At 43.2% G+C, this 13,373-nt stretch carries 11 protein-coding genes and 3 pseudogenes; 9 read left to right on the top strand and 5 right to left on the bottom strand.

The window, feature by feature from the left end; genetic code table 11:
• Nucleotides 1-246 precede the first annotated feature (246 nt).
• A complete protein-coding gene (locus QUA00_RS22280; protein ID WP_333146098.1) occupies nt 247-531 on the top strand; it encodes a phycobilisome linker polypeptide in 285 nt (94 codons plus the stop codon).
• 242 nt (nt 532-773) lie between these two features.
• Nucleotides 774-1,607: a HEAT repeat domain-containing protein gene (locus tag QUA00_RS22275; protein WP_333411154.1), complete on the top strand. Its 834-nt coding sequence runs from the start codon at nt 774-776 to the stop codon at nt 1,605-1,607.
• A 72-nt stretch (nt 1,608-1,679) separates the two neighbouring features.
• Here QUA00_RS22275 and QUA00_RS22270 read toward each other — a convergent pair.
• Nucleotides 1,680-2,636: pseudogene (locus tag QUA00_RS22270) on the bottom strand (IS630 family transposase).
• 412 nt (nt 2,637-3,048) lie between these two features.
• On the opposite strand from QUA00_RS22270, the gene QUA00_RS22265 reads away from it, so the two are divergent.
• Nucleotides 3,049-3,360 (top strand): hypothetical protein, encoded by a 312-nt coding sequence (locus QUA00_RS22265; protein ID WP_333411153.1) that lies wholly within the window; start codon nt 3,049-3,051, stop codon nt 3,358-3,360.
• 218 nt (nt 3,361-3,578) lie between these two features.
• Here QUA00_RS22265 and QUA00_RS22260 read toward each other — a convergent pair.
• Nucleotides 3,579-4,684, bottom strand: a pseudogene (locus QUA00_RS22260) (ISAs1 family transposase).
• Nucleotides 4,685-4,702: 18 nt separating this feature from the next.
• Here QUA00_RS22260 and QUA00_RS22255 point away from each other — a divergent pair.
• From QUA00_RS22255 to QUA00_RS22235, 5 genes and pseudogenes are all read left to right on the top strand, one after another.
• Nucleotides 4,703-4,870: a hypothetical protein gene (locus tag QUA00_RS22255; RefSeq protein WP_333146090.1), complete on the top strand. Its 168-nt coding sequence runs from the start codon at nt 4,703-4,705 to the stop codon at nt 4,868-4,870.
• A 201-nt stretch (nt 4,871-5,071) separates the two neighbouring features.
• Nucleotides 5,072-5,461 (top strand): annotated as a pseudogene (locus QUA00_RS22250) (potassium channel protein); the annotation flags it as partial.
• Between the two features lie 169 nt (nt 5,462-5,630).
• Nucleotides 5,631-7,424, top strand: a complete 1,794-nt coding sequence (locus QUA00_RS22245; RefSeq protein ID WP_333411152.1) for an N-acetylmuramoyl-L-alanine amidase — start codon at nt 5,631-5,633, stop codon at nt 7,422-7,424.
• 81 nt (nt 7,425-7,505) lie between these two features.
• Nucleotides 7,506-7,901 carry an SH3 domain-containing protein gene (locus QUA00_RS22240; RefSeq protein WP_333411151.1) on the top strand — a complete coding sequence of 132 codons (396 nt, stop codon included), beginning with the start codon at nt 7,506-7,508 and terminating at the stop codon, nt 7,899-7,901.
• A gap of 152 nt (nt 7,902-8,053) precedes the next feature.
• Entirely contained in the window at nt 8,054-8,254 is a 201-nt protein-coding gene (locus QUA00_RS22235; RefSeq protein ID WP_333146084.1) for a hypothetical protein, read from the top strand.
• A gap of 345 nt (nt 8,255-8,599) precedes the next feature.
• Here QUA00_RS22235 and QUA00_RS22230 read toward each other — a convergent pair whose 3' ends face one another.
• Together QUA00_RS22230 and QUA00_RS22225 are read right to left on the bottom strand one after the other, a co-directional pair.
• Nucleotides 8,600-9,160, bottom strand: coding sequence for a Uma2 family endonuclease (locus QUA00_RS22230; protein ID WP_333146080.1), 561 nt, complete (start codon nt 9,158-9,160; stop codon nt 8,600-8,602).
• A 78-nt stretch (nt 9,161-9,238) separates the two neighbouring features.
• Nucleotides 9,239-10,216, bottom strand: coding sequence for a hypothetical protein (locus QUA00_RS22225; protein WP_333146078.1), 978 nt, complete (start codon nt 10,214-10,216; stop codon nt 9,239-9,241).
• Nucleotides 10,217-10,279: 63 nt separating this feature from the next.
• On the opposite strand from QUA00_RS22225, the gene QUA00_RS22220 reads away from it, so the two are divergent.
• Entirely contained in the window at nt 10,280-11,497 is a 1,218-nt protein-coding gene (locus QUA00_RS22220) for a CapA family protein (protein WP_333411150.1), read from the top strand.
• A gap of 117 nt (nt 11,498-11,614) precedes the next feature.
• Here the strand turns inward: QUA00_RS22220 and QUA00_RS22215 are convergent, their stop codons facing one another.
• Entirely contained in the window at nt 11,615-13,150 is a 1,536-nt protein-coding gene (locus QUA00_RS22215; protein WP_333411149.1) for an NAD(P)/FAD-dependent oxidoreductase, read from the bottom strand.
• Between the last annotated feature and the right edge of the window lie 223 nt (nt 13,151-13,373).

The raw sequence follows: 13,373 nt of genomic DNA, 5'->3' as shown, positions 1-13,373 counted from the left end.
TGCACATATCTCGATCCCCCTAAATCCCCCTTAAGAAGGGGGACTTTGAGAAGAATCTTGTCCCCCCCTTATTAAGGGGGGTTAGGGGGGATCAGATTCTACGGGGCCTCATAAAAAATTGGTATCAGTTGGCAGTTGGCAGTTGGCAGTTACTAGCTTTTAGTCAACAGTCAACAGTCAACAGTCAACAGTCAACAGTCAACAGTCAACAGTCAACAGTCAGAATTACCAATTACCAAGAAGCTTATGTTGGGTCAAATTGTAGGTGGAAAAAGTGGCAATACAGCTTCGGCTGGTCGCTGCTTTCGGTATGAAGTTGTCGGCTTGCGCCAAAGCGATGAAACAGATAATGTGGATTATTCGATTCGATCGAGCGCGAGTACATTTATCAACGTGCCTTACAATCGGATGAATCAAGAAATGCAGCGGATTACTCGCATGGGCGGGAAAATTGTCAGCATTCATCCTTTAAACGCGGGTGCAGAATCATCCCATGAGTCATCTCATGAATCATCGCACGATCACCAATAGTTTGGTTGAAGGGGCGATGAAAATCGCTCCGACACAAGCTAGAAGGGGCGATGAAAATCGCTCCTAGACAAACAAAGTCCACTCCAAGCGGACTAAGAGTTAATGTAACCCGCCCAGGCGGGTTTTGTCTGTTTAGTAGCGATTTTAATCGGCCAGTTTCCCTAACCCTTGCAGGTTTTTTCTGTGTAGCAGCGATTTCAAGAGCCGAATAACTAATAACTAATAACTAACAACTAATCACTATGGATTATTACGAATCCGACTCACCGCCGGCGGGTTTAGCAGAGGGCGAGTCTTTAACTGTTGAACAGGCGATCGCAAATTTGCACTCCCAAGATTACAGTCTCCGGTATTATGCTGCTTGGTGGGTGGGCAGATTTAGAGTCAAGGAACCTGCAGCTATTGCAGCTTTAATTGCCGCATTGGAAGAAGAGTCAGAACAAACAAAAATTGGCGACTATTCCCTATTACGAAATGCGGCGCGGGCTCTGGGTAAATTGGGCGACAAACAAGCCTTACCGGCCCTGATTCGTTGTTTGGAATGCGCTGATTATTACGTGCGGGAAGCGGCCGCTCAAGCTCTAGAAATGCTGGGCTATCGCGATTCTATTGAGCCGCTAATGAAGCTATTGGATGGGGGCGTAGCTGTGGCTGTGCGAGTGCCAGGAAAATCGCACCTCGTGCAACCTTACGACTCGGTAATTGAAGCTTTGGGAACCCTGCAAGCGACAGAAGCAATACCGCTAATTTCACCTTTTTTAGAACATTCTGTGGAGCGGGTGCAGTACGCTGCGGCGCGGGCGATGTATCAGCTAACTGGTGAGCGGGTTTATGGAGAGCGGTTGGTAAGTGCTTTGAATGGGGATAATTTGCAGTTGAGGCGATCGGCTTTGATGGACTTGGGGGCGATCGGCTATTTGCCGGGAGCACAAGCTATTTCTGAGACTTTAGCAGAAAATAGCCTGAAATTGATTGCGCTCAAAGGAGTTTTGGAGCATCACCTCAATCAACAAGAATCTCTATCTTTGTCAGATGAAGCTATCCGCGTTATGGATTTAATGGATAGTTTACTGTGAAAAAAATTAGTTTACAACTGAAATAGGATTGCTGTAGCGATCATCAATGGTCAGCCGTATATATAGCCTTTCTCAAAAAGATGAGGTACAATAACAGCAGTGTGTAAACCAGTTAAAAATATTTGACGATGTAACTTGTCCGAACGCAAACTAAGAGTGCTTTTCCTAATTCTTGATAATTAGTAGTCTTGATAGAACGGAGAATGATTTTAAGTTTTGACCACAGATTTTCAATCGGTGAAAAATCTGGTGAAGAAGGTGATAAGTATATTAATTTTGCCCCGGTTTCTTCGATCGCTTTTTTCACTTCTTCTCCCAGGTGAATGGGACAGTTATCCATCACTACACAAGCACCTTTCCATAGTTTTGGCACAAGTTTTCTGATAATAAAAGCTTCAAATGTAATTGCATCAGTTCCGCCTATTAGATTAACCGATGTCAAAATTTCATTGACTGACATTGCTCCAATTATTGAGACATTTTTGCCACGTTTAGTTGGTTTTGGCCCCTTGGCCCTTTCACCTTTTAAAGACCTAGCATATAACCTCACCATTGCCAAATTAACTCCCGATTCGTCACTGAATATTAAGTCTTTCAAACTAATATTTTTAATTGTTTTCCCGAACTCACCTCGCAGGATTTGAACTCGCTCAGTGCCTTTGCCTGAAAAGAAGAGAGTTTTTTTTAACATTAATGTTTAAGAGTTTTATCATTCTTCCTATTGTTGCTCTACTAACGGAAAATCCAATTTTCCCATAAAGTAAATAACGGAGTTCTTCAAGAGTTGCATCATTATTTCCTTCAATCAATTTCGCCAAGATGAGTAGGCGATCCGCATTCAGTTTTCCTTTGACTCCACATCGGTCAGTTTTCGGGGTAATATTTTTTGTTTCACGATATTGTTTAAGCAATTTTTGTACAAAACTCAGGGCAGAGCGAAAAACGCTTAGCTATTGCTTTTTGTGAAATGGGTTCAGCATGATAAGTATCAAGGATTTTTTGCCTAAAATCAATCGAATAAGGTTTCATTTTTAACAATGTATGAAGTTTGGTATCAGTAAACGTGTGGTGAGTCAAGCAGCTCGTGCTGTCAACAAAATGCTATTATGTGTGGTATCGCTTTCGCGTGGCTGTACTGAACCATGTAATTATAGTTCATTTGATCTTATCTTCTCTGTTTGACCCTCACAAGTGAGTGTCAGTAACATGATACCTCATATGAGAGCTCGAAATGCTATATAGCCTTTCGAGCTCTCATATGAGGTACTCATGGGCATAGGCCTCCGTGGCCTCCGTGGCCTCCGTGGCCTCCGTGGCCTCCGTGGCCTCCGTGGCCTCCGTGGGCATACCTCACCACGCTTGAGAACCGCTATAGCAATCCTAAATCATTATCAAGACTATGAGACAATTATATGCAATACTTGATTGTGACCATAAAAAAATGAATAACTTACAACTGCCACAAAAAGATATGGAAAAAGAAATAGCCCAATTAGAATCTTTCATTAAAAGCGATATCGATGCCAGAGAACTAAAACGAGCAATAGCTGATCCGATGGCGCTCTCAGGTAATATCTACCATGAAATCAGCAAGATATGGCGTGTAAGTAAATTTTTTAGTGGTTATTGGAAAAAACAATTTAAAACCCAAGGCATCGCCGGAATAAACCTAGGACATAAAGGGTCAAAAGGGTATTTAACAGCTCGACAAAATACTGAAGTAATCGAGTGGTTAAAGAATAAACAATATTAGAATTTAGATGAGCTGGTTACTTATTTAGCTACCGGGTAAACGCATCTAAATTAATTTGACAAAAAAGTGAATTTTTGCATTACTAAATCACTAAAAAAACCTTCTTAAAATTCTTAATTTTCACCCGACTTGATCACATTAAATCAGAACCTTAAGATTTTCTGAAGTTCTTAAAGCCGGATAATTTTCCTTCTTAGATAGGTGTTAGATTGCGAGTATTAACTGGCAGAGTTTAAAGTTTGAACTAAATAATTATTGTCCATTGCCGCTCGATACCGTTTCATTTTTAGACTTTGTGCCGGAAGTTTTCTCTTGTTTCAGTAAATTTATTGCTAGCCTCCGATTGAAGTGCAAGATTTTCGGGAGAGTTCTGTTTCCGAATCCGGCTTTCATCTTCACAAAATGTAACATCGAGTGTCCAATGTAAGCTATTTTCAATGCCCAAATGACTGCGGATCGCCCCAGCAATTTTTTCAGCATGACTGCTTAAACTACTAAGCGTAAAAACGAGCTTCTGTCGTGGTTTTATTCCACAGCCGTCGTTCACTAACTATCATGACAACTGTTTTTAATCCCGTCCATAATTCTTGATTGTGCAGAGGTGGTAACTCGGATACATCAACAGTCCACACTTGTCTTTTTTCCACTCCATGATGTCCCGGTTCTACTTGCTCATGCCGGATTGTAGTCTCTGCCTAAATAATCTTATTTCTTAGGTACTTCAAACCACTCTTTCACAGCTTGGTAGAGGAGTTTTTGATTCCCTTTTAAAGCTAAAACATAATCTCCTTTTTTCTTGATAATCAGAGATGTTATGTCTTTTTGACATCAAGCGAGCATCTATGGTTATTACGCTTCCGGCAATTTCTAACATTTCTATTAATGCCGGAATTGCTGTCAGCTCGTTAGATTTTTTATCGACTTTTTTTGCTAAAAATAATTGATGAAATGAACACCACGCAGTGACTATATGTAGCGCTTTTTGCTGGTTATTTCGGTCATAAGATTGTTTCATCGTTTTGCCATAAATGGCAATCACGTTTAGTTATAATTCCCCGAATATCGCATTTACCCAACTCAAAAAACATTCTTGAAACTGCTGCGGTTCAATTCGGGCAAATACCCGACTAAATGTGTCAGGAGATGGTATACCATTCGGTAATTCTAGAAAGCTTTTTAACCATTCATATTTGGCATTACCATAGTCTTCTATTGCCACCCATCCGTCGGCACCGCTGAGGACAGCTAGAATCGCAATTGATCTAATATCTTTAAGTAAGTGTTCTTTACTTCTTTCTATTCTTGGGTCTTTCACGGAAAGCAAAAGGGGAGCATCTCACCTTTGCAGCCCTCCGCTAGAAATTGGAGTTTTGAGGCAGGAGGCAGGAGGCAGGAGGCAGAAGGAAAGAGGCAGAAGGAAAGAGGCAGAAGGAAAGAGGCAGAAGGAAAGAAGAAGAAGGAAGGAGCCAGAAGGAGGAATGAGCCAGAAGAAGTATTTTTACAAATATGAGATGCTCCCAGCAAAAGGCTCTAAAAAACTGGTATTTAAAAGATTCTTTTAAGGCAATGAATCTTTTGGTTTTTGTTGCGAAGTTACAGCTTTACTAAAACCTCTTGCCATTGATAGCACCACTAAACTACAAGAAACTACCTAGAAAATTAGTCGGATATAACTGTAGCATCTTTGGGGTTAAAGTTAAGATGCGTTTACCCTGGCAATCAATACCCCCACTTTGCTTTAATGGTGCAGCAAGTTTTTGAGTTTGAAGGAGTTTTGAACCCGACGGAATTGGCAGATCCTGCTTTCGCGGCGGCGGCGATTGGAGGCAGAATTTTAGGGAACGGAATGACTGCTGACAGTCTATGGGTTTGCTTGGCTACCTTGATTACGCCCAACCATCCTTTCTGTGGCCACCGTATTCAAGATGCTGCTATGTCTGCTGATTTTGTGCCTCTTTATGCGGAAACTAAGGGTCAAACTATTCACGGCTGGGATTTACTGAATTGTTGTCTGAGTACGGGGGATGTTTTGTATCTGACGATGCCGGCGAATCGGTTGGATCAACTGTGGAGAACGACCTCTGAACTAATTAAAACTTAATGGTTTTACGCAGGAATTTATATTGCCGATCACTCAATTGCAACTACAAACCTGATAAAATGGGTTCTGTCTAGTAAATAAGACTTACGACTAATCCTCTGAAATCCGGTTTCTTAGGGCAACTTCTAGTATAAATAACCAACAGAGTCTCAATTAGTTGCGATATAGAATGAGAAAATTTTTAGCATTATGTGTGTTTGGTCTGATAATGGCGATCGCCTCTGTAGCTGTCGCCGCTCAACCTTTGTTCGTCGCTTATCCTCCCGCTAACCACAAAACTACAGCCGATCGCATCTTTTTAATCGGTACAGCGCCCGCACCGGGACAAGTTTTGGTAAATGGCAACCAAATTTCGCGCACCGCAGTCGGCCATTTCGCCCCGACTTTTCCGCTGCAACTCGGCGAAAATCTCTTTACATTGCGTTACGAAAATCAGGAAGTCAAAATTAAGGTGACGCGCGAGTCGAATCAGCCGGTAGCCCCTGTAGGATTGGCTTTTGCTAAAGATTCTCTGACGCCAAAAGTCGATGTGGCGAGTTTGCCGGGAGAATATATTTGCTTTGGGGCGATCGCACCTGCCAATGCTCAAGTTTCAGTAAAATTGGCGGGCGTTACTATTCCTTTAAAAGCGCGATCGCAAGTGGAACTACCCGACAACGCATCTGTACTTTTAGACGCAAATTCCCCGATCAAAAAAGGCGGCAGCCAACAGTATCAAGGCTGCGGTAAAACCCCTGAGAACGCCCTCTCATCTAAGGGAGAAACAGTTGATTTAGGCGTGCCATCCTTTGAGCTAACAATGAACGGTCAAACTATCAGCCAACAAGGTACTGGCAAGATTTCTATTCTGTCTCCGGCGGATTTAGAAATAGCAGAAGTAACGGCCGATCCGGGTGTTGCCCGAACCGGGGCGAGTACAGATTTTTCTCGGATGACACCGCTGCCGAAGGGAACGCGAGCAACAATTATCGGGCGCGAAGGAGAATGGCTCAGACTCGATTACGGTGCTTGGATTAAAGCATCGGAAGTGCGAATTGTCAAGGATACAGTGCCTCCGCGATCGATTATTCGCAGCGCCAGCTCGCGTCAAGTTTCCGGCTGGACAGAGGTGTTATTTCCCTTAGAAACACCCGTCCCAGTCACCGTGCAGGAAGGAGAACGCACTTTCACTTTAACCCTGTACAATACTACCGCTCAAACTGACATTATTCGCCTCTCGGATGACCCAGTAATTTCACGTTTAGAATGGCAACAAATCGCGCCACTGCAAGTACAATACACTTTTAATCTCAAATCTGCCCAGCAGTGGGGCTATAAATTGAGATACGAGGGCACAACTTTAGTGCTGTCTTTAAAAAACCCGCCCGCGAATACAAGCATGACACCTGTGTCGCAAGCAAAGCCGCTGTCGGGAATTAAGATTCTCATCGATGCGGGACACGGCGGGCCGGAAGATGGAGGTGCTGTGAGCCCAGTGGGAATTAGGGAAAAAACAGTAGCTTTAACGGTGTCGAAATTGGTGCAAGAGGAATTGGTAAATCGGGGCGCGAATGTGCTAATGACGCGGGTAGAAGATGTCGATTTGGATTTGCCGCCAAGGGTGGAAATGATTCAAAAAGAAGAACCTGCGATCGCAATTTCAATTCACTACAATGCTTTGCCGGATAACGGCGACGCCATTAATACTAAAGGCGTCGGCGCTTTCTGGTTTCACCCGCAAGCGCACAGTTTGGCAATGTTTTTGCACAATTATTTAGTTGCCAATTTGAACCGTCCGAGTTATGGTGTATTCTGGAACAACTTAGCCATGACTCGTCCTGCCGTTACTCCATCTGTTTTAATGGAATTGGGATTTATGATCAATCCCGAAGAGTTTGAATGGATTGTGAATCCGACAGAACAGAAGAAGTTAGCCGAGGCGATCGCCCAAGGTGTTACCGAATGGTTTGCCTCTGTCAAATAACAGTTAGTAGTAAGGATTTCAGTCCTTCTCAAAAAGTTCATAGTCAGGACTTCAGTCCTGCCAATCCAAGGAGATGAAATAATGCTAAGTTTTACTCAATCAAAAGCCTTTTTCATTGCAGCCGCAGTTGCAAGTTTTAGCTTCTCACTTTACAGCTTCCCTGTTTTCGGCAAGCAGCAAAGTCTTGCTCCAGAAAAAGCAGAAGCTTTAAAAAAGCAAACTCAATGCTCGTTTATTACAGGTGAAGGTGGCGCTGTTAACCTTCGCAAAGGCCCAGGCAATCAGTACCCGGTTGTAGCTAAATTGAAAAGAGGAGACGGAGTTAGGGCTGTCAGCAGACAAGGTAATTGGGTAAAAATTGCGGCCAGATTTTCGGGAAATCCTCCTAATGAAACTTTGACAATCCTTGACGGTTGGGTGAGCAATCAATTTATTAATGGCTGTTCCGAAGACCAATTTGAGAGGTGGCGGCAATAGGAAATTTCCTAGGGGCGGGTTTTACAGACAATATATGTAGGGGCGGGTTTTACAGACAATATATAACGAGTACAAACAATGTATATAAACCCGCCCCCACACCACCAATAACCTACATGAACCTTGATTTCGATCGCAGTAGAAAAACATAGATGGGGATTTACCGTTGGGTGGGGGCGGGTTTACTAGATTGTCGATTATTGACAATTATTGTCGGTGAAACCCGCCCCTACGATCGGCGGTTTCAACCGCAACTACACTTGCCTTGCCTCCGCGCCACGCGAGACTTTAAAGTCAGCAATCAATGTATTAATGGCTGTTCCGAAGACCAATTTGACAGGTGGCGGAAATAGGGAATTTCCTAGGGGCGGGTTTTACAGACAATATATGTAGGGGCGGGTTTTACAGACAATATATAACGAGTACAAACAATCTATATAAACCCGCCCCCACACCACCAATAACCTACATGAACCTTGATTTTGATCGCCGGAGAAAAACATAGATGGGGATTTACCATTGGGTGGGGGCGGGTTTACTATATTGTCGATTATTAACAATTATTGTCGGTGAAACCCGCCCCTACGATCGGCGGTTTCAACCGCAACTACACTTGCCTTGCCTCCGCGCAACGCGAGACTTTAAAGAAAAAAAGATTTAAAACCGGATGTGATGTAAAAAAAGACGATCGCCCTGATTCATTCTTGCATTCTCAACCAGCTAAACACCTGTTCAGCGGTGATATTCAAGGGAATCATTTCGGGAACAGGAACGACATCGCTACCTTCGCAGAATTGCGGTTGTTGGTTGGGTAAAAACGCTAAAATCGATCGATCGTCTGGATCGATTAGCCACCCCAACTGACAATTATGTTGCAGACAGTGAATGATTTTTTTAGTTACGCGATTTGAGCTTTGTTGTGGCGAGAGAATTTCTATCGCCCAATACGGTGCAATTAGCACATCATCCAACGGTTCACCGCTCTCATCAAATTCAATTTGTTCCCACAATAGTACCGCAATATCTGGAACAATCGATCGACCGCCAAACGTACACCGCAACTCTGGAAAGGCATAAGCTATCTTGGGAGTTTGCGTCACCTGATTAATTTCGTTGCAGGTTCTTAATTGCAATAGACTGTGCTTTGTTTTCGGCATAGGTTTTTGGATAATCTCGCCCTCAATGTATTCGCTAGCCGGTTTAGTTTCTGGCAGTTTCAGAAATTGTTCAAGAGTAAGGCGCTCAGTTGCGATCGTCATAAATAAATTCCTCAATTCTACCTATCTTAAGTGTAATCCCAAAAATATTTCTTTTGCATAAATTTTGTGTTACCTCGCCTAATTTGGCGGAACAATCTGCTGTTTAAATTCAAACAAATTAGGATTTGTAGGGTCATAAAACGCCCGCAACCAATGCACGTTTGGAGAACCAAAAGTTTCAACCCTAGTAAAATTTTTCATTCTCGGTAGTTGAGTCTCATCGGTAAAATAGGGTAAAGGTTTATCGATGCGGAAATAGTGAGTATCGCCGTGGACGAATACAACCTGCCCTGGGAAATTGCCTGTTTCTGTTTCCAGAGTTGCGATAAAATCGTTGTAGCCGCTTCTTCTTTTGTCGGTCGGATCGAGTTCAAATCCCGGATTTGCCTGTGCAACTAACACAATTCCTTTGCTGTTGCTGCGTTTGGCTAAAACAAAACATTCTTTGATCCAGGCTAAGTTAGCCCAATTGCGATCGGCATATTCTGCATCTGCTTCGGGAGTGCGGCCAAAATTGTTGTTGCTTCCCGGCATATTAATCGCGAAAAACACAACTCCATGATAAATCCAGCGAACATTTTCGCGGAATTTAGCAAACTGCGGGTTTTCGCTTTGACGGGTGAGAGTTAAGGTGCGCTTTCCCAAACTTTGATTACCGTTGCTAAATATTTCTCGCAGTTTAGCCAGTCTTTCTACTGGATCGTAACTGCCGTTTTTTGAACGGTGGCAATCCGTCCATTCATTGTCACCATAGGCAAGAATAAACGGCATCTCAAAATTGTCAAATAACTGCTTGCGGCTGACAAAAGTTGCATCATCGCAGACACTAGAACCGTTTTTAATGTCGCCGTCGTGGACGACAAACGCTGCGGGCGATCGATTGATATCTGCAATCAAACTCGGAAATTGTGCTTCCTGTTCGGCACTGTAGGGCAAATCGCCAATCAAGGCAAATTCAAAAGGTCTATCGCCGGAAGTTTGAGCGTAAGTCAAAACACCAAAAGCTGTAATTGATACAAAAACAATAAAGGCAATAATTAGATAGTTTTTTTTCATTTTTTGATTCGTAACTAAATTAGTTATGATACCATATAAGCCGACAAATAACTCTCAAAAATCATGGATTTTCGTCGGTTGCTCTCGCTAATTGCCATGCTTTCGATCGCAGGCTGCAATATCCAAACGCCACAAACCAACACACAGCCTACAGAAAGTCGTAGCTTGCGGGGCGGGACGCCATCGCCAATTGCAGCCCCTGTTCCCGCCAAACCAAAGTCTGAAATCAAAGAAGCAAAACTAATTGCTGTCGGCGACATCATGATGCACAGTACCCAAACGCGATCGGGCTACGACGCAAAAAATAAAACATACAATTTTGACACTTTCTTCGCACCAGTTAAAAGTATCCTGTCAACAGGCGATTGGGTGATCGGAAATCTCGAAACACCTTTAGCGGGCGAAGATGCGGGCGGATATACGGGATATCCGCTATTTAACGCACCGGCTCAATTAGCGGATGCGGCTAAAAAAGCTGGATTTAATATCTTGACAACTGCGAACAATCATGCTTTAGACCGTGGAGAAAAAGGGGTAATTAGGACGATCGCCAATCTGAGCGATCGCAAAATTGCCTCAACAGGAACAGCCACATCAGCCGCCGCAGCCGATCGCACTTTTATCAGCACCAAAAACAACATTTCATTAGCCAAGCTAGCCTACACCTACGGCACAAACGGCATTCCCATACCCAAAGGCAAAGATTACTTAGTTTCCCTAATCGACGAAAAAAAGATAGTCAAAGACATTGCCAAAGCCCGCAAACAAGGAGCAGATATTATCGCAATTTCCCTGCATTTTGGCGACGAATATCAGCGACAGCCAAACACCCAACAAAAACAATTAGTGGAAAACCTATTAAAAGCTGGTGCAGACATCATTCTCGGCAGCCATCCCCACGTCCTCCAACCTTACAAAATTTTTAACTTCCCCGGCAAAAATGGGAAAACCCGCAAAGCTGTAGCAATTTATTCAATGGGAAACTTCATTTCCGGTCAGAATAAAAAATATACAGACTTAGGCGTGATTTTCCAAGTAAATCTTCGCAAAAAATTTCCCGAAAAAACCACAGAAATTACAGATGTAAAAACATATCCTACTTGGGTGCACCGCTATACTCAGAACAATAAAACGAACTATCGCGTTTTGCCATTAGAAACAACAGTCACCCAGAAAAAAGATGCACTACTAGCAACTTCACAGTATCCTGTTTTATCAAAATATTTGCAGGATATGAACAATCATCTTAACTCTTTGAATAGTCCGAAAAAATCCAAATAATTTGGGATTGAGAATTGGCAATTGGGCATTGGTGATTGGAATTGGAGGCCTAGCCGAGCGATTTGTATTCCCAGGCAGTGCCCATTGCTAAGGTAACAGCTTAAGCTAGGAAAGCAATCATGTATCCAACGGAAGAGGGTGTAGTGGAGTAGAGCGACTTTTCTTTTTGTGATTATATTCTTCCCATACTCCAAGATAATCTGATGGTTGATATCTGCCGAATATCTCAGCGAAAATGTTAGGCAATTTTCGATAAGGAGAAACACCCAGATCTTTAAGCATGATGTCAATATATTGTTGGAAGCGAGTGTTGGTCGCACAGGATCGCGAAGGTTCAAATTGAATATTTGCGCGTTTCCACTGGCGGATATATTCAATACTTTTTTCCATATTTTCGCTGGAAGGTAACTCAAGTTCACCACGCAAGTAAGCACACAGCCATTGTGTGGCGATCTCGACTGCTGGCACGTGCATATATCCATGATTGAACCCAGCAAAGGCAATGCCCGGAATGCGAGGATGAAGCAAGTGGCGATATAACTGCACGCCATCGGGTTCGGTTTCCAACATTTTTCGATATTTATCAGGCAAAAATGGAAAAATCGGCGTTTGCGAACCCAAAGATAGAACGACTAAATCGCATGGAATCTCGCAACCATTTTTCAACTTTACTGCTTCTGGCGAAAAACCCGATAATTCTGCACGGTGGGGCGAGATTTTTCCTTCTGCAATAAACGGATAGTAATTTTCAGGCGCAACCGCTGTGGCTGAACGTAAATCAGGCAATAGTTTGTGGTCTGGTTGTACAGCTTTGATGCGGCGCTGGGCCTCTTGACCTTTTCCAGAAACATTTCGCTGAACTTGAAAGCGGAAGATGGATGCAATCAAATCCCAAAAAGCTGAAACAATGAAGCCAAGGCGATTGTGCAGGAAACGTTCAATGGCGGTTGGATGTGCCCAACTTGTCATCATCACTGTTCCAAAGCGGCTGAATAATGCGTAGGTAAAATGTACGCCCAAAATCCATTCGGGGATAAGCCAGCGCGGTGTACGAAATACATGATTTACTTGTGCGCCTTGTTTTGCTGCGAAAGTCGCCATGTCTAAGGCGCTTTTTCCGAAGCCAACGATTACAACTCGTTGATTATCAAATATATCAAGCGTGTGGACATCCCGTTCAGTGATGATTTTCCCGCCGAAATCTTCGATACCTGGAAATTCAGGTTGATACTTTCCTTCTGTATATTGCCCAACTGAGATAACGACGTATCCAAATAATTCTTCGTGAACGCCCTCCTGGTTTTTATATCTTAATAGCCAGCCATCTTCTGTTTCTTTTAGTTCGATAACTTCGTGATTTAACCGCACATCAAGCTTTAGATGGTTGACCGCTTGCACCCAATAATTCAGGATTTGTTCTCCGGTGGGATGTAAATCAGGGCTGAATGGCCAGGGAAAATCTGATAAATGATACTGTTCCCTGATATTTTGCAGGTGTACGTTTGGGTATGCAACTGCCCATACTCCGCCCATCTTTTCGGCTTTCTCGAAAACAACTGCTTGGAAACCATTTTTCTTTAGAATGTTGGCTGTCGTAATGCCTGATATTCCCGCGCCAATAATGGCAATTGGCATACCGTTTTTGTATTGCATATATTTGAGTCTCCTGATTGGGTAGGGTTATTAGAGTAATTCTCGTGACGGAGTGACAAAAAACCGGACAGCCTTGCACTGATAAGAGTTTAAATCGATCGCTCTCACAAAGACAGAAGCGTTGTCACCCCCTCAGATCCGCGACCTTAACCCCACCTGCTGATAGTAGCTTAGTTGGTTATAGACGCTTCGGGGAGAGGAATTCTTGCAGTCTGGCTGCTAC

The organism is Microcoleus sp. T2B6 (assembly GCF_036700475.1).
Classification (GTDB): Bacteria; Cyanobacteriota; Cyanobacteriia; order Cyanobacteriales; family Microcoleaceae; genus Microcoleus.
This window is presented reverse-complemented; position numbering and strand designations above follow the sequence as displayed.